Genomic DNA, 14948 nt, shown 5'->3' on the forward strand with positions numbered 1-14948 from the left:
CGGCAACGTGCAGACGCAGCTCTCGGCAACCCTTGCCCTCGCCCTGATCCTGGGAGCGGCCCCGGCCCGCGCGCAGGCGCCGAGGGAGGCCGGGACCGGCATGGCCCAGTCCGCCCAGCCCGCCCCGGAGCGCGTCCGCGAGGTGCCCTCCGTCGAGGCCGTCGACCCGGCGACGCTCAAGCCCGGCACGATCCTGTTCACCGATCATCGCGACAAGCCGGCCATGCCGGAGAACGGCCTCCTGCCCTATCTCGACTGGGTCCGGACGCGGGCCGCCGAGGCCGCAGCGCTCGCGCCCTTTCCGGGCTACCGGGAGCCCGACTACACGGTGACGGTGAACGGCGTCGCGAAGCCCCGGCACGAGACCCTGAAGGTCTACGTCGCGGAGGGGCGCTTCGTGGTGGCGCGCCCGCCCGAGGCGATCGACCTTTCGGCCTTCGCCAATCTCGGCTTCGTCCAGGCGATGGACCCGGCGATCAAGCACCGGGCGTTGAGCCCCGCCGAGGTCACGCCGACCAAGGACCCGCAGGCCGCCTTCGCCCGGCGCCCGGACCGGGACTGGTGCGGGCTCGCCGGCGGCGTCTGCATCGAGTCCCGCTACGATCTCGAGGGCAAGCTGCCGCTCGGCGTGAAGCTCGCCAACAAGCTCGAGGAGGGCGGCTCCAAGAAGGTCGCCGAGTTCGTCTCGTTCCAGAGCGAGCTGCGCACTCTGCCGCCGGCCGAGGCCGCGGGGCTCGCAGGCCTCACCAAGGTCGACACCGCCGTCACGGGCGGGCTCGCGCAGACGATCTTCTGGGTCAACCAGATCCTGCGCTTCGGCAAGTTCCTGGCCGTGTTCCAGCCGATGCCCGGCGACCCGATGAAGACCGTGGTCACCACCTACATGGCGCTCGCCATCAAGGCGGACGTGCTCGACCGCAAGGCGGAATACGCCCGCGTGCCGGTGCTCAAGAACCTCCTGCCGGCTCAGGTGCTGATGGGCAATTCGAGCTTCAACACCGGCACCTCGATCAGCGCGGGCCTGCCCACCTACGCGCGCAACCGCATCGCGGCCTTCGCCGATGCGCTGGCGAAGCGGTGAGGAGCAGGACCTCTCCGGACAGACCTGCTCCCCCACCCGGTCCGCTGACGCGGACTCGACCTCGCCCGCACGGGAGAGGCGTGCCGGGATCTCGCCTTCGAGGTGGGCGCACTCCTTCGCGGGTGCAGACCCCCGCTCAATACCCGCGATTGGCGATCGAGGGCAGCGAGGGCTGCGTGTAGACGCGGTTCACGTCCCGGCGGGTCTGGGTGCCGTTGGTGTCGTTCGAGCGGCGGTAATTGTCGGTGTTGAAGGTCTCGGAGAAGCCGCTGCGGCTTTCGGGGCCCTCGACGCTGTTGCAGGCGGCGAGGCCCGCGGACAGGCCCGAGGCGAGGAGGGCGGCGAGGGCGAGGGGCTTCAGGCGCATCGTGGGTTCCCGTGTTCGGATCGCTCGTGCGGTGGTGGTGTCCGCCGCCGCGATCCGTCAAGCGCATGGTTCATGCTGCGTGCACGGTTGGCGGCAGGGTGATGTCGGGCGGCCACGAAAAACACACCAATCCGCGTCGTAACGGCCACGCAACTCCGGCAATCGTGTGGAGGACTCGCCGCGGACTCTGGCGAATCCCCAGGGTTTTGGGAAAGACTGGCGTCGATGAGCAACGTTCTGCCCTTCCGCCAGCGCCTGCCCGCCGCGCAACTCGCGCGCTGCGAGGTCGTGGCCGTTGCCGGTGACCTCCTCGACGTGTTGGAGCAGCTGGAGGGTTTGAGCGCGCGCGCCGCCGGGATGGGGCGGCCGGCGCTGGAGGTGGAGCGCACCGTACAGAACCTGCTCGACGCGGTGAGCGCGGTCGAGCGCGCCCTCGACTGCATCGGCGAGGGCGACGAGGCCGCTCCGGCCTGACATTCGTGCGCAAGCGCAATCTTCTGATTGCATCGGAACTGCCCTGGTTAACCTCCCGTTGAGGGTGGGACGTCCCGCCGCAGGCGCGGGGACCCATCCCGGAGGGGCCGATGCCTCAGAAAGACACCCGTCTCCTGCCGCGCCGCGTCTGCGTGGCGCTCGCCTCGGCCTGCCTCCTGGTCGGCACCGCCGCGGGCGTGCACGCCCAGGACGAGGGCGGCCTCGGCGGGCTGTTCCGGCAGCTCTTCTCGCCGGCCCAGCCGGTACCGCAGGCCGCGCCTCGGCCGGCCGATGTGCAGATGCCCTCCGCCGACCGCTATTACGGCCGTCGCCATCGCAGCCGCGCCGAGGGTGCGCGCCTGCGCCCGAAGATCCGCTACGCCGCCCTGCCGAAGCCCGAGCCCCTGAAGCTCCGGGTGGCGGACCGGCAGACCCCCCTCGACATGAAGGCCGGCCCGGCCGCCGCCTTGATGAAGGACGAGACCTTGCGCCCCGGCGACATCGTGGTGCTCAAGGATGGCGCGCGGGTCTTCTCCGGCAAGCCCGACAAGCGCCACGCCATGCACGAGTTCGAGCCCGTCGACCGCTCGAGCCGGGTCGACCGCAAGACGCGGCGCCTGCTCGCGGCGATGATCGCTCCCGTGGGCGCCCTCCCGGCGGACGAGGCCCGCAAGGTGATGGCGCGCCTGCGCAAGAAGGCCGACCCGGCCGCCGCTCCCGTGACCGAGCACGCCGAGGCCACCTCCATGCGGGTGATCTATCCCTGGAGCGTCCGGCCCTGATCGCGAGCGCGCCGCGAGACCTGTCCGGTTGGGGCTCGGCGGCTTGCGCCGGGATCGCGGTGCGGAGCCGGGACTTCTGGTGGTCGGGCACGGCCCCCTTCCCCGCGCGGGTGAGGCGGGGCCGTGCCGGAATGCGTCTCCGAGCCCCTGATCCGCCGGCCTCAGGCGCCTGTGGCGCCCGCGAGGCTCGCCCAGACCGTGCCGAAATGGCAGGCGGTCGCCACGAGCACGAAGCCGTGCCAGATCGCGTTCTGGAACGGAAGGCTCCGCCAGACGTGGAAGATCACCCCGAAGGAGTAGAGCAGGCCGCCGATGCCCAGGAGCCAGAGGGCGGCCGGCTGCAGCGCCGCGATCACGGATTCGTAGGCGAGAAGACCGCTCCAGCCGAGCAGCAGATAGAGCAGGATCGACAGGCGGTCGTAGCGGCCGGGCAGGAGAAGCTTCACGGCGATTCCGATCCCCGCCACCACCCAGATGAAGCCGAGGAGCCCGTAGGCCGTCGGGCCTGTCCCGACCAGCGTGACGAGGGGCGTGTAGGTGCCGGCGATCATCAGGTAGATCAGCGCGTGGTCGGCCCGGCGCAGCAGCCATTTGCGGGGGCTTACCGGGTAGAGATTGTAGGTGGCCGAGACCGCCAGCATCGAGACCAGGATCGCGGCGTAGACGATGATCGCGGCGCGGGTACCCCATCCGAGCTGCGCCATCGCAACTGTTGCAACCAGAGTGATAGAGCCGGCAAGACCGAGCACGACGCCGATACAGTGGATCACGCCGTCGGCCAGCATCTCGCGACGAGAATAGTTCCACGTCAGCTCGATCGGCCGTCCATCCTCCGCCAGGAACATCGCTGCCTCCTGCACATGCCGAGGCTAAGCGTTTTCTCCCTAAGTCGTTCCATGGCACGACTGCGGTGCGACCGTTATACCCACAACTTTAAGCCTGAAGGGTAAAGATTCGTGCGCTGCAGAACGGTCCGCCGCGCAACAAAGACAGTTCAGGCCCCCCGCCCGGCCAGGCCCTCGAAGCCGAACGGCGTCGTGGGGATCCTGCCGTCGGGCGCTGCAACGATCGTGCCGCGACTGAGCCGGCCGTGGACGGTCGTCATGGTCAGCACCGCCATGGCGAAGACCTGGTGGGCGAGCGCGGCCCAGAGCGGGACGGCGAGCAGCAGTGCGGTGATGCCGAGGGCGCTCTGCGCCAGCACCAGGGCGGCGATGCCGGCGGCGCGGCGGGCGGCCGACGTCCCGGGCCGGGTGATCCGCGCATCGAGGGCGTGCAGGAGCGCCGCGGCCACGAGCAGGTAGGCGACCAATCGGTGGTTGAACTGCACCAGGGTGGTGTTGTCGACGAAGTTCTCGATCCAGGGCCTGACCACGAACAGGCCCTCAAGCGGCGGCACGAGGTCGCCGTTCATGGTGGGCCAGGTGTTGTAGACGAGGCCCGCATGCGAGCCCGCCACGAGGCCGCCGAGGAAGATCTGCACGAGCACGAGAACCGGCAGAGCGCAGGCCGCGGCCCGAAGGCGCGCCGGCTCTGGGGAGACCGCCTCGGTCCGCTCGCCGGCCGCGAGCCAGACGAGGCCGGCGAGGATCAGGCTCGCGGTGGCGAGGTGGAGCGCCAGCTTGATCGGCGCGACCGCGGTCATGCCGGGCTCGAGCCCCGAGGCCACCATGATCCAGCCGATGGCGCCCTGCAGGCTGCCGAGCAGACCGAGACCGAGGAGCCCGCGGCCGAGCCGGCGGCTCAGGCGACCGCGCCACCAGAGCCAGAGCAGCGGCAGGAAGAAGACCAGCCCGACGATGCGGCCGAGCAGCCGGTGCCCCCATTCCCAGGCATACAGGACCTTGAAGTCGGACAGGCCCATGCCCTGGTTGAGGATCCGGTATTGGGGCGTGTCCCGGTACTTGTCGAACTCCGCCGCCCAGGCCTGCGCGGAGAGCGGGGGTATCGCGCCCGTGACGGGACGCCACTCGGTGATGGAGAGGCCGGAGCCCGTCAGCCGCGTCGCACCGCCCACCGCCACCATCGCCACCACGAGCGCGGCCAGCAGGTAGAGCCAGATGCGCACGGCCCGGCTGCGTCCGGGGCCAGCGGCGGAGGGCGCGGCGGGATTCATCTATTCTCTTCTCGTGTGTGGGGCGGCGGGCGGGCCCCGCGGAGCGAACCGGCCCCGAGGCCCGGATGCGCCCGTGAGTTAGGCAAAGCGCGCCGGCAGGGCAACGCCCGGCGGTGCCGCACCCGCACGGGCGACGCCCGTGCGACGGCGCGGGGCGTTGCCAGGGCGGGCGCCGCGCTTTAGCGCTCCGTCCGGGAGGGCCCGCGGCGATGTCGCGGGCCCTCCTCCCGACTCGAGTGAACCGCGCGAGGAGACGATGCGCCGCCGCACCCGCAGCCTGATCGGAACCATCGGGATCCTCGCCTTCGTGATGGTCTACGCACCGCTCGCCATGGCGCTGGCCGACAGCCGCATCTCCGAGACCCCGGCGCCGGTCCAGGCCGTGCTCTACTGCCTGCTCGGGATCGCCTGGATCTTCCCGCTCATGCCGGTGATCCGGTGGATGGAGCGGCCGGATTCGTAAGTTTGGCGGGAATCGCCCGCGTTTTCGCCGCACTCCGGCGCGAGAAGCGGCTCCGCTTCCCAGCGCCTTCCCGACCTCCCGCAAAGCCGCTCCATGCCTCGACCGTTCCAGCGCCGCCTCGGCCTCGCCGGCCTGCTCTGCCTGATCCTCGGCGCCCCGGTCTTCGGGACCCCGGCTTCGGCGCAAGGCGCGCCCCGCTCGATCGGCGAGTGCGAGCGCCTGAAGAACGACCTTGCCTATAACCAGTGCTTGTCGATGTTCGGGCCGGCGGCCAAGAACATCGCGGCCGGCGGCGACGGCGCCGCCTCCGCGTCGCCCGTCTCGACGGCGGCCGCCGAGATCCCGATGGCCGACGATCCGATGCCGGAGGCAGGCCGCGGTCGGCCTGGGCGCTACCGCGCCCGCCGGCACGGCCGCCAGAGCGCCGTCTTCACGGCCGGCGGCACCGAGGAGCCACGCGCCTATCGCCGCCGCCGCAGGCGCTGACGACGCTCGGACCACGTCTCAGACGACGTCGAGGCGTCGGCCTCGGTTCCAGGCGAGGAAGGGCACGCCCGAGAGAAGGCCCGCGAGCGCGGACCGCGACTGATGGCAGCCGTTCACGGAGACCCGCGGCAGGGCGTGCAGGTGCGCGGCGTGTCCCGCGAAGAGGTGGCCGGGGCGCGTCGTCACGGCGGTGGCGAAGCCGAGGTCCCGCCCCATCGCAAATTCCCGCGCGCCCGCCGAGCTCCGGTCGCCCACTGGGTAGGACAGGTGCCGGACCGGCCGCCCGAGCTCGGCCGCGATCCGGTCGCGCCCCTCCGCGATCTCGCGCCGCGCGGTCACGGCCCCATGCTTGGCGAGCATCGGGTGGCTCGCCGTATGGGCACCGATGGTCACGGACGGGTCGCGGGCGAGCGACCGCAGATCGTTCCAGGACAGGCAGAGCTCGGCCGCGATCCCGCCCTCGGCGAAGCCCGCCCGGCGGCACAGCTCCGCGATGACGGCGAGGAGGCGGTCCTCGGGGCCTGCCCTGAGCGCGCGGTAGACCGCCTCGAACGCCGCCGATTTCTCGTGCGGCGTGCCAGCCGGCAGGTCGATGCCGTGCGCGCCGATCCGCACCCGGTCGAGACGCGCCACCGCCCGTTCCAATTCGATCCACCAGAGCCGGCCGCGCTGGTCCGCGAAGTCGCTGGTGACGAACAGCGTCCAGGGCGCCCCGTGGCGGCGCAGCACCGGCAGGGCGTGCTCGACATTGTCACGGTAGCCGTCGTCGAAGGTCAGGGCCGCGAAGGGTGGGCCGGCGGGCTCCGCGAGCCGCTCCGGCACCGTATCGAGGCTGACGATCGCGAAGCCGCGCGCCCGCAGGGTCCTCAGGGTCTCGTCCAGGAAATCCGGCGTGATGGCGAGGAGCCGGTTCGGCGCGAAGGCAGCGGGTGCCTCCGGCCGCACGTGGTGGAAGGTCAGGATCAGCCCGAGCCCCCGCGCGGCCGGGGCGAGCCAGCGGTCGGCCCGGGTCGCCGTCACGATCCCGAACCCGGCCTCGAACAGGCGGTGACGGCTGCGGGAGGAGAGCATGGGGCGGCCTGAGCGGATGGGGCTTGCCCGCCAGATCTAGGCCCGCGACCGACAAGGTTCCGTTACCCACGCGCACAGATCGTCACCGGGCTTACACGCCGGTTTAGGACCGGATGCCGTACCTGGATGCTCAATCTTGTGGGGGCGGCGGCGATGGCGGTTCTCGTCCATGATCTGACCGGTGCGGCCATGGTCAACGAGCGGATGCACGGGGGCTTGCGGGCGGAGGTCTGGACCGATCTCGGGAGCGTCGAGGCGCTGTGGCGCGGCATGGAGGCTGCGCCCGACTGCCTCGGGACGCCCTACCAGCGCTTCGACTGGGTCGCGGCCTACCTGCGCGCCGGAGCGGAGGCGGGCGACCTGCGGGTCGTGGTGCTGCGCGATGCGAAGGGCCGGCCACGTCTCCTGCTGCCGCTCCTCGTGCGGCGCGAGCACGGCGTGCGTGTGGCCCGCGTCGTAGGCGCGACCCACGCCAACTACCACCTTCCCCTCTTCGCCGCGCGGGAGGCGGCCGCGATCCCGGCCGAGGACCTGACCGCGCTCCTGGTCACCGTCGGGCGCGAGGCCGGCATCGACGCCTACGGGCTGTCCCATCAGCCCCGCGCCTGGGACGGGGCGGTGAATCCGCTGGGCCTGCTGCGGGCCGAGGCGGCACCGAGCGACGCCTACGGGCTGATGCTCGGCCCCGATCCCGAGGCCACGGTGAAGCGGGTCTTCAGCGCGGATGCCCGCAAGAAGCTGCGCGCCAAGGAGAAGCGGCTCGTCGAGAGCTTCGGGCCGGTCGCGTATCGCAGGGCCGCGTGCCCCGACGAGGCGGCGGCCTTCCTCGCCGCCTTCTACCTGCGAAAATCGGCACGCTTCGCGAGCCTCGGCATCGCGGACCCTTACGCGGGCGAGCCCATCCGGCGATTCCTCGCCGCGGCGGCGGCGGCGCGCGAGACGGACGGCGCACCCGCGATCGAACTCTATGCCCTCGTTGCCCGCGACTCCGGCCGCATCTTCGCGACCTTCGGGGGCGCCGTGAACGCCGACCGGTTCAGCGGGATGATGACGGCCTTCGATCCCGATCCGGAGGTGGCCCGGTCGAGCCCCGGGGATCTCCTGCTCCAGCACCTCGTCCGCGATCAGGCGGCGCGGGGGCGGCGCGCATTCGACCTCGGCGTCGGCGAGGCGCGCTACAAGGCCAGCATCTGCGACGAGACCATCGAACTCGTGGACGCGGTCATCCCCGTGACCCTGCGGGGCCGGGCCTACGGGGCCGCCCTGAGGGGGCGGACGCGCCTCAAGTGCCGGATCAAGCGCAGCCCGCGCCTGTGGGACTGGTTTCAGCGCGCGCGGCGCTTGCGGGCCGGGCCGCGCTGAGCGGGGCGGCACGGTCCCGCGGCTCGCGGCCTCAGGCGGCCGAGAGGCGCAGCGGCATCTCGGCCTCGCCCGGATCGGCCTTCGCGGCCGGTGCCGCGACGCTGTCCTGGGCCACCAGCACCTGGTCCGCGCCCGCATCCTCGGCGAGCCCGTAGAGGGCGACGAGATCCGGGTCGTCGGCCTCGGCGTTCGAGGCGATGACGACGGCATCCATGCGGGCGGCGACCGCCGCCAGGAGCGCGCGGGCGGCTTGGCCCGAGCGGAAGCGCAGGCGGCAGATCACCCACGCGTAGGTCTCCGCCATGGCATCGAGGCAGATGGCCAGCGCCTGGGGCTCCTCGACCAGGATCTCGGTCTCCACGAAGCCGCGGGCGACCCGGTGCAGGCGGGAGCCCGGCACCGATTGGATGATGTCGAGGAAGGCGGCCTCGCCCGCCACGAGGTCGGTCAGTCCCGGATCGTCCGGCCCGCAGGCCGGCCCGTTGAGGTCGATGACGAGCGTGCGGGCGCGCGGCGCCAGGGTTTCAGCGAGGCTCTCGGCGAGGCTGGCCTGTCCCCGCCCCTGGCCGCCCGCGGCCGTCTCGACCACCAGGACGGCGCGCCCGCCCGCCCCGTGCGGCGCCTCGCGCAGGCGGGCGATCAGGGGCGCGAGCTCGAAGGGGGAGCCGTCCTGGCCCGGGGGCTCGCTCGGCGTCGCGGCGGGAGCCGCCGGCTTGAGCGCGGCGCTCGCGCTGAACCCGCTCTTGAAGGCGGCGAGCCCGGCGACCTTCGGCCAGGAGGCGGGCGGTGCCGCCTCCGGGAAGGTGAAGCGCACGGGCTCGCTCCGCGGCAGGGGCACAGCGGCCGTCTCGTCGGCGAGATCCGGCCCGCGGCCGGCGCGCCCGCCTGGTCCGCCCGGGTTGGCCAGGAGATGGCGCGCGACGATGCCCCCGCAGGCGAACAGGAAGGCGAGGAGCGTCGCGAAGGCGATGGTCGGCAGCTTCTTCGGGAAGGACGGCGTCTCGGGCGTCACCGCCCGCGAGACGATGCGGGCATCGGCGGGCGTCGCGCTCTCGGCATCGCGCGCTGCGGCCTCCCGGTAGCGCGACAGGTAGGATTCGAGCTGCTCGCGCTGGGCCTTGGCCTCGCGCTCGAGGGCGCGCAGCTGCACCTCGCTGGTATTGCCCTTGACCACGACGTCGCGCTGCCCGTCGACTGCGGCCTGCAGGCTGTCGACGCGGGCGCCGGCGATCTTGGAATCATTCTCCAGCGTCCGCACGATCCGCTCGGCGGCGGCCTTGATCTGGGAATCGAGGTCCGCGACCTGCGCGGTCAGCTCCTTGATGCGCGGATGGGCCGGCAGGAGCGTGCGCGACTCGAGCGCCAGCTGCCCCCGCAGGGTGATGCGGCTCTCGACGACGCGGCGGATCAGGTCGTTGTTGGCGACATCGGGGATCTCGAAGGCGCGCCCGTCCTTGATCATCTCCTTGATGAGCTTCACCCGGCCGGCGAGGTCGGCCTTGAGGGTGCGCGCCTGCGAGAGCTGGGTCGAGAGCTCGCCGAGCTGCTGCGCGCTGAGCGGCTGGCTCGTGCTGCCGCCCGTCGCGACCAGGCCGTTCCTGGCCCGGAAGGCCTCGACCTTGGCCTCGGCCTCGGACACGCGGCTGCGCAGGGCCTCGATGTTGCCCCCGAGCCAGGTCGAGGCGTAGCGGGCGGTATCGACCTTCGCGGCTTCCAGCGAGGCGATGTAGAGTTCCGCGACGGTGTTGGCGCCCTCGGCCGCGAGCGCCGCGTCGCGGGAGCGGAATTCCACCGCCAGGATGCGCGATTTGCCCGCCGGGTAGACGAGGAGCCGGTCGAAATAGGATTCGAGGACGCGGTCCTCCGGCGGGCGCTCGAGCGGGCTCTTCATCAGCCCGGCCAGGATCAGGGCGCGCCGGACCGGGCCGACCTCCCCGGCGCCCTGGTCGAATTCCGGGTTGCCCACGAGCTTGAGCCGGCGGATCGCCTCGCGGGCGAGGTCGCGCGACATCACGACCTGGACCTGGCTCGCCACCGCCTGCTCGTCGATCGGCGCCGTCTGCTCGCCGCGCTCGCCGGCCGAGCGGGTGAAGGCCGCTTCCCGGCTCTCGAGGAGCAGCTTCGCCTCGCCGGTGTAGCGCGGCGGCACCACCTGCACGAAGGCGATCGCGGCGGCGCCGGCCGCCAGGGTGGGGATCGCGATCCAGGCCCAGGAGCGGCGCAGCAGCCCGGGCACCTGGGAAAGGGCGAGGCCCTCATCGGCCCGGGTGGGGCGGGACCCGGGCATCCGGGCGGCGCGGGGCGTGGAACGATCGTGACGCAAGGCGGGCGGTCCGCAGATCGAGAGCTGAATTGCCCGCCATCAGAACCGGTTAAGGTTGCCCGACCGTTAAGATCTGGGCCTGCCGCCCTGCCCTCCGGCAGAGCGTCAGTTTTCCTTAACCATATCGGCCGTAAACCGGGCCCATCAGGCCTTTCACGGCGGCATGGGCGATGAACCGGCGCGCACTCCTCCTCGCACTCTCGTCGAGCCTCGCGCTCGGCGGCTGCCTGCGTCCGGATTTCCGGACCGCGCAGCTCGACGCGGCCGGCACGGGCTCGATCGGAGCGCATTACACTCTCTCAGCCGGGGACCGGCTGCGGGTCATCGTGTTCGGTCAGGACAACCTCTCGAACATCTACGCGGTCGACGGGGCCGGACGCATCGCGATGCCGCTGATCGGCGCCGTGGCGATCGGCGGCCAGAGCACGGGAGGGGCGGCGCGGACCATCGAGGCCAAGCTCGCGGCAGGCTTCGTGCGCGAGCCGCACGTCACGGTCGAGGTCGACGCCTACCGGCCCTTCTACATCCTGGGCGAGGTCACGACCTCCGGCCAGTACCCCTACGTCAACGGCATGACGGTCGAGACGGCGGTGGCGATCGCGGCCGGGTTCGGCCCGCGCGCCGCCCGCGACTACGCCGTCCTCACCCGCGAGATGCCCGGCGGCCTCGTCTCCGGCATCGTGCCGATGACCTACCCCGTGCGACCGGGCGACACGATCATGGTCAAGGAGCGCTTCTTCTGAGCGCGATCCGGGTGCCGGCATTAGGCCGGCCTTAACCAACCCGGGCGGAATGCCGGCCACGACGTCGCGAGCTCGGCTCCCGCCGGTACAACCTTAACTTCGCGCCCACGAATCGAATCCTAGCCTCCTGGCCGGCCGAGAGCCTTTGCCTGGAGTCCTGGTCGTGGTCGCGTCTCCCCTCCCCTCCTTCGAGACCAGCCCGCCCTACCGCATCCTGCACGTCTTCCGGGCACCGGTCGGCGGATTGTTCCGGCACGTGGTCGATCTGGCCCGCCTCCAGGCGGCGGCGGGGCATCAGGTCGGCATCGTCTGCGACGCCACCACCGGCGGCGCTCGCGCCGATCAGGCCCTCGCCGAACTCGCCCCGGCGCTGAGCCTCGGCGTCACTCGGGTGCCGATGCGGCGCAACGGCCATCCCTCCGATCTCGCGGCCCTGCGGGCCGTCGCCCGCCGCGCCGAGGCCGTTGGACCCCGCGTGCTGCACGGTCACGGCGCCAAGGGCGGCGTCTACGCGCGCCTGGCGCCGACGGGGCGCGCCGCGATCCGCGCCTACACGCCCCACGGCGGCAGCTACAATTACCGGCCCGGCACCGCCCTGCACCGGCTCTACATGGGGGCCGAGGCAATGCTCGCGCGGCGAACCGACGTGTTCCTGTTCGAGAGCGAGTACGTCGCCCGGCGGCACCGGAGCTTCGTGGGGGAGGCCGGCGGCCTGCGCCGCATCGTTCACAACGGCATCGGGGAGGCGGAGTTCGAGCCCGTGATCCCGGCGGCGGACCCGTTCGACCTCCTGTATGTCGGCGAGTTGCGGGAGGCGAAGGGCCTGCCGGTGCTTCTCGAAGCGCTCGCGCGGCTGCGGGCGCGCCGACGCGAGGTCCGGCTCCTGATGGTTGGGTCCGGCCCGGATTCCGAGATCCTGCGGGCGAGGGCCGCGTCGCTCGGGCTCGCCGGAGCCGTGGCCTTCGAGCCGGCCCAGCCGATCCGCCCGGTGCTGGCGCGCGGCCGGATCATGGTGGTTCCCTCGCTCGCCGAATCGCTGCCCTACGTGGTCCTCGAGGCGGCCGCCGCGGGCCAGCCCCTCGTCGCCACCGATGTCGGGGGCATCCCGGAGATCTTCGGACCCGCGGCGGGCGACCTCGTGCCGCCCCGGGACGTCGGCGCTCTGACAGACGCGATCGCCCGCGTCCTCGACGAGGAGCCCGAGGACCGGCGCGCGCGCTTCGCGGCGCTGAGCGCCTCGGTGAAGCTGCGCTTCTCCATGCGGCGCATGGGCGCCGACGTGCTGTCGGGCTACGCCGCCGCCTTCCAGGCCCGTTCGACGCCGCTCCGGCCGCTGCCGGCGCGCACCGGCGTGGCCGGGACGGCCTGAGGCGACGCCCGTCCCGTGGATCCGCGCCGGACCGCGTTTCGAGAATGCGGCAGCGCCGCATGGTTCAGCCTTAAGCTTTCCGAGACGCCGGCATGCCAAGAATCGTCCCGATCGCCGCCTCGCGCAGCGGGGCGGATCCCATGAGAGCGTTACTGGTCCCATGAGTGCGTTCGATGTCCGCGATCTTCTGAAGGCGGCCGCGCAGCCCGAGGTGTCGGCCGCCCCGCAGGACGAACCGGGCGGTGCGGTCCCGCCCGCCGAGGCCGCCGCCCCGCCCCTGCCCGGCCCGCTGATCTCGCCCGTCGTGCTCGCGGGCTGCATCCGCGCCGCCGAGTTCACGCTCATGGTCGGGCTCGGCCTCATCCTCCATCACGTCCTGCTGCGCGGCCAGATCCCGTTCAATCTGGCCTACGGCGCCGCGATCCTGGCGACCGCGACGATCGCCGTCGTCCTGTTCCAGATCAGCGGCGCCTACCGGATCGGCGCGTTCCGGGGCGTCGTGAAGGCGGCCGTGAAGCTCTGCCTCGGCTGGACGCTCACCTTCCTGCTCGTCGCGGCGAGCCTGGTGCTCGCCAAGGTCGCGGATCATTATTCCCGCCTCTGGCTCGGGACATTCTTCGTCAGCGGCCTCGGGCTCCTCCTCACTGGACGGGTCGTGCTCGCCCAGGTGATCGGCGCGCAGATGCGACGGGGCCGCTTCGACCGCCGCACCGCCATCGTGGGCGGCGGCCCCGTCGCCGAGGAGTTGATCCGCGCGCTGGAGACGCAAGGGGAGACCGGCATCCGCATCGTCGGCGTGTTCGACGACCGCAACGACGACCGCTCCACCGACGTGGTCGCGGGCTACCCGAAGCTCGGCACGGTCGCCGACCTCGTCGCCTATGCCCGGCACACCCGCGTCGACCTCATCGTCTTCACCCTGCCGATCTCCGCGGAGGCGCGCATCCTGCAGATGCTCGCCAAGCTCTGGGTCCTGCCGATCGACATCCGCCTCTCGGCCCACGCGACGAAGCTGCGGCTGCGCCCGCGCAGCTATTCCTATCTGGGCGCGGTGCCGGTGCTCGACGTGTTCGACAAGCCGATCGCCGACTGGGACGTCGTGGTGAAGGCGGCCTTCGACCGTGTCGTCGGGCTCGGCCTGCTCGTCCTCCTGTCGCCCGTGATGCTGGCGGTGGCGCTCGCCGTCCGCCTGACCTCGCCCGGCCCCGTCCTGTTCCGGCAGAAGCGGCACGGCTTCAACAACGAGTTGATCGAGGTGTTCAAGTTCCGCTCGATGTATGTCGACCAGTGCGACCACGCCGCCGCCCGGCAGGTGACGCGGGGCGACCCGCGGGTGACCCCGGTCGGCCGCCTCATCCGCAAGACCTCGCTCGACGAGCTGCCGCAGCTCCTCAACGTGATCCGGGGCGACCTGTCGCTCGTCGGTCCCCGCCCCCACGCGCTGCAGGCCAAGGCCGCCAACACGCTCTACGACCAGGTGGTCGACGGCTACTTCGCCCGTCATCGGGTCAAGCCCGGCATCACGGGCTGGGCCCAGGTCAATGGCTGGCGCGGCGAGACCGACACCAGCGAGAAGCTGCAGCGACGCGTCGAGCACGACCTCTTCTACATAGAGAACTGGTCGGTGCTGCTCGACCTCAGGATCCTCATCACAACGCCCTTCGCGCTGTTCAGGACCGAGAACGCCTACTGACGGTCGAGGCGCGGCATCCGCACACGAAGGGCCCGCCTCCGATCGGGCTTCGCGCGTTCGCGCCCTGTCACCGCCGAGGTGGGCCGGACGCGTGCCCGACCCGCGGCGCGCCTCCTCGTCCGTGCGGCAGAGGTTGGGAGAGGGATGCGCCGCTTCCGGATTGGCCGGGCGTCAAGCGGTCCGCGCTCTCCGGCCCGTCCTACGGCAGGGCGCCGGCCTTCTGCTTGGCCTGCAGGATGGTGTCGCGGCACTTCTGGGCGTCGCCGGCCCTGTCCTCCGCCCTCGCCTTCTGGACGAGGTCGCGCGCCTCCTTGATGCCGGCCGCGGACGGCGCCACGCCCGGGTCGCTCGGCTTGCCGCCCGGCGGCTGGGGCAGGGCCTTGTCGGAATGCGAGGAGGTGGGGCCGCCCGGCGGCTCCTTGCCGGTGACCGTCTCGGCGCCCGCGCTGTCGAGGCGCTTCTCGAGGGTGGTGATCTCGTCGGAACAGGGCGTGGCGAGCGCCGGTCCCGCCGCGGCGAGGGTCATCAGGGCGGCCGGCAGCACGTGGGTCATCCGCATCAAGCGTTTCTCCCGAATCACGATGCGGGCCGCCGAGGATCGGCGGCCCGCAATCTGAG

Annotated in this window: 15 protein-coding genes; 9 read left to right on the forward strand and 6 right to left on the reverse strand. The window is 72.2% G+C overall.

Going from position 1 to position 14948, the window contains the following annotated elements; genetic code table 11:
* Positions 1-7 precede the first annotated feature (7 nt).
* A complete protein-coding gene (locus WDW90_RS08300) occupies positions 8-1081 on the forward strand; it encodes a hypothetical protein (RefSeq protein ID WP_336486918.1) in 1074 nt (357 codons plus the stop codon).
* Positions 1082-1217: 136 nt separating this feature from the next.
* Here WDW90_RS08300 and WDW90_RS08305 read toward each other — a convergent pair whose 3' ends face one another.
* Positions 1218-1448: a hypothetical protein gene (locus WDW90_RS08305; protein ID WP_336486919.1), complete on the reverse strand. Its 231-nt coding sequence runs from the start codon at positions 1446-1448 to the stop codon at positions 1218-1220.
* 225 nt (positions 1449-1673) lie between these two features.
* Here WDW90_RS08305 and WDW90_RS08310 point away from each other — a divergent pair, with 225 nt between their 5' ends.
* The gene (locus WDW90_RS08310; RefSeq protein WP_336486920.1) at positions 1674-1922 is read left to right on the forward strand and encodes a hypothetical protein; all 249 of its coding nucleotides are present in this window, start codon (positions 1674-1676) and stop codon (positions 1920-1922) included.
* Between the two features lie 110 nt (positions 1923-2032).
* Complete coding sequence (locus WDW90_RS08315) at positions 2033-2704, forward strand: hypothetical protein (protein WP_336486921.1); 672 nt, start codon at positions 2033-2035, stop codon at positions 2702-2704.
* 161 nt (positions 2705-2865) lie between these two features.
* Here the strand turns inward: WDW90_RS08315 and trhA are convergent, their stop codons facing one another.
* The gene (trhA, locus tag WDW90_RS08320; protein WP_336486922.1) at positions 2866-3549 is read right to left on the reverse strand and encodes a PAQR family membrane homeostasis protein TrhA; all 684 of its coding nucleotides are present in this window, start codon (positions 3547-3549) and stop codon (positions 2866-2868) included.
* A 149-nt stretch (positions 3550-3698) separates the two neighbouring features.
* Positions 3699-4820, reverse strand: coding sequence for a COX15/CtaA family protein (locus tag WDW90_RS08325; protein ID WP_336486923.1), 1122 nt, complete (start codon positions 4818-4820; stop codon positions 3699-3701).
* Between the two features lie 256 nt (positions 4821-5076).
* Between WDW90_RS08325 and WDW90_RS08330 the strand changes: the two genes are divergently transcribed.
* Both WDW90_RS08330 and WDW90_RS08335 read left to right on the forward strand, forming a co-directional pair.
* Entirely contained in the window at positions 5077-5283 is a 207-nt protein-coding gene (locus tag WDW90_RS08330) for a DUF2842 domain-containing protein (protein ID WP_336486924.1), read from the forward strand.
* Between the two features lie 93 nt (positions 5284-5376).
* The gene (locus WDW90_RS08335) at positions 5377-5769 is read left to right on the forward strand and encodes a hypothetical protein (RefSeq protein WP_336486925.1); all 393 of its coding nucleotides are present in this window, start codon (positions 5377-5379) and stop codon (positions 5767-5769) included.
* Between the two features lie 18 nt (positions 5770-5787).
* On the opposite strand, the gene WDW90_RS08340 is transcribed toward WDW90_RS08335, so the two are convergent.
* Complete coding sequence (locus WDW90_RS08340; RefSeq protein ID WP_336486926.1) at positions 5788-6840, reverse strand: polysaccharide deacetylase family protein; 1053 nt, start codon at positions 6838-6840, stop codon at positions 5788-5790.
* 153 nt (positions 6841-6993) lie between these two features.
* Here WDW90_RS08340 and WDW90_RS08345 point away from each other — a divergent pair, with 153 nt between their 5' ends.
* Positions 6994-8202 (forward strand): GNAT family N-acetyltransferase, encoded by a 1209-nt coding sequence (locus WDW90_RS08345; protein ID WP_336486964.1) that lies wholly within the window; start codon positions 6994-6996, stop codon positions 8200-8202.
* Positions 8203-8233: 31 nt separating this feature from the next.
* Here WDW90_RS08345 and WDW90_RS08350 read toward each other — a convergent pair whose 3' ends face one another.
* On the reverse strand, positions 8234-10489 hold the full coding sequence (locus WDW90_RS08350) for a GumC family protein (protein WP_336486927.1): 2256 nt from the start codon (positions 10487-10489) through the stop codon (positions 8234-8236).
* A gap of 206 nt (positions 10490-10695) precedes the next feature.
* Between WDW90_RS08350 and WDW90_RS08355 the strand changes: the two genes are divergently transcribed.
* The 3 genes from WDW90_RS08355 to WDW90_RS08365 all read left to right on the forward strand — a co-directional run bounded on the left by WDW90_RS08355 (position 10696) and on the right by WDW90_RS08365 (position 14330).
* The gene (locus tag WDW90_RS08355) at positions 10696-11268 is read left to right on the forward strand and encodes a polysaccharide biosynthesis/export family protein (RefSeq protein WP_336486928.1); all 573 of its coding nucleotides are present in this window, start codon (positions 10696-10698) and stop codon (positions 11266-11268) included.
* 163 nt (positions 11269-11431) lie between these two features.
* Positions 11432-12637: a glycosyltransferase family 4 protein gene (locus WDW90_RS08360; protein ID WP_336486929.1), complete on the forward strand. Its 1206-nt coding sequence runs from the start codon at positions 11432-11434 to the stop codon at positions 12635-12637.
* A 160-nt stretch (positions 12638-12797) separates the two neighbouring features.
* Complete coding sequence (locus WDW90_RS08365; protein WP_336486930.1) at positions 12798-14330, forward strand: undecaprenyl-phosphate glucose phosphotransferase; 1533 nt, start codon at positions 12798-12800, stop codon at positions 14328-14330.
* A 199-nt stretch (positions 14331-14529) separates the two neighbouring features.
* On the opposite strand, the gene WDW90_RS08370 is transcribed toward WDW90_RS08365, so the two are convergent.
* Complete coding sequence (locus WDW90_RS08370; RefSeq protein ID WP_336486931.1) at positions 14530-14889, reverse strand: hypothetical protein; 360 nt, start codon at positions 14887-14889, stop codon at positions 14530-14532.
* Between the last annotated feature and the right edge of the window lie 59 nt (positions 14890-14948).

The sequence above is a fragment of the Methylobacterium nigriterrae genome, assembly GCF_037106235.1.
In the GTDB taxonomy this organism is placed as follows: Bacteria; Pseudomonadota; Alphaproteobacteria; order Rhizobiales; family Beijerinckiaceae; genus Methylobacterium; species Methylobacterium nigriterrae.

Coding starts and splice junctions, on each gene's coding strand:
- WDW90_RS08305 (WP_336486919.1), bottom strand. CDS start 1,448: ATGCGCCTGAAGCCCCTCGCCCTCGCCGCCCTCCTCGCCTCGGGCCTG.
- WDW90_RS08310 (WP_336486920.1), top strand. CDS start 1,674: ATGAGCAACGTTCTGCCCTTCCGCCAGCGCCTGCCCGCCGCGCAACTC.
- WDW90_RS08315 (WP_336486921.1), top strand. CDS start 2,033: ATGCCTCAGAAAGACACCCGTCTCCTGCCGCGCCGCGTCTGCGTGGCG.
- trhA (WP_336486922.1), bottom strand. CDS start 3,549: ATGTTCCTGGCGGAGGATGGACGGCCGATCGAGCTGACGTGGAACTAT.
- WDW90_RS08325 (WP_336486923.1), bottom strand. CDS start 4,820: ATGAATCCCGCCGCGCCCTCCGCCGCTGGCCCCGGACGCAGCCGGGCC.
- WDW90_RS08330 (WP_336486924.1), top strand. CDS start 5,077: ATGCGCCGCCGCACCCGCAGCCTGATCGGAACCATCGGGATCCTCGCC.
- WDW90_RS08335 (WP_336486925.1), top strand. CDS start 5,377: ATGCCTCGACCGTTCCAGCGCCGCCTCGGCCTCGCCGGCCTGCTCTGC.
- WDW90_RS08340 (WP_336486926.1), bottom strand. CDS start 6,840: ATGCTCTCCTCCCGCAGCCGTCACCGCCTGTTCGAGGCCGGGTTCGGG.
- WDW90_RS08345 (WP_336486964.1), top strand. CDS start 6,994: ATGGCGGTTCTCGTCCATGATCTGACCGGTGCGGCCATGGTCAACGAG.
- WDW90_RS08350 (WP_336486927.1), bottom strand. CDS start 10,489: ATGCCCGGGTCCCGCCCCACCCGGGCCGATGAGGGCCTCGCCCTTTCC.
- WDW90_RS08355 (WP_336486928.1), top strand. CDS start 10,696: ATGAACCGGCGCGCACTCCTCCTCGCACTCTCGTCGAGCCTCGCGCTC.
- WDW90_RS08365 (WP_336486930.1), top strand. CDS start 12,798: ATGAGTGCGTTCGATGTCCGCGATCTTCTGAAGGCGGCCGCGCAGCCC.
- WDW90_RS08370 (WP_336486931.1), bottom strand. CDS start 14,889: ATGCGGATGACCCACGTGCTGCCGGCCGCCCTGATGACCCTCGCCGCG.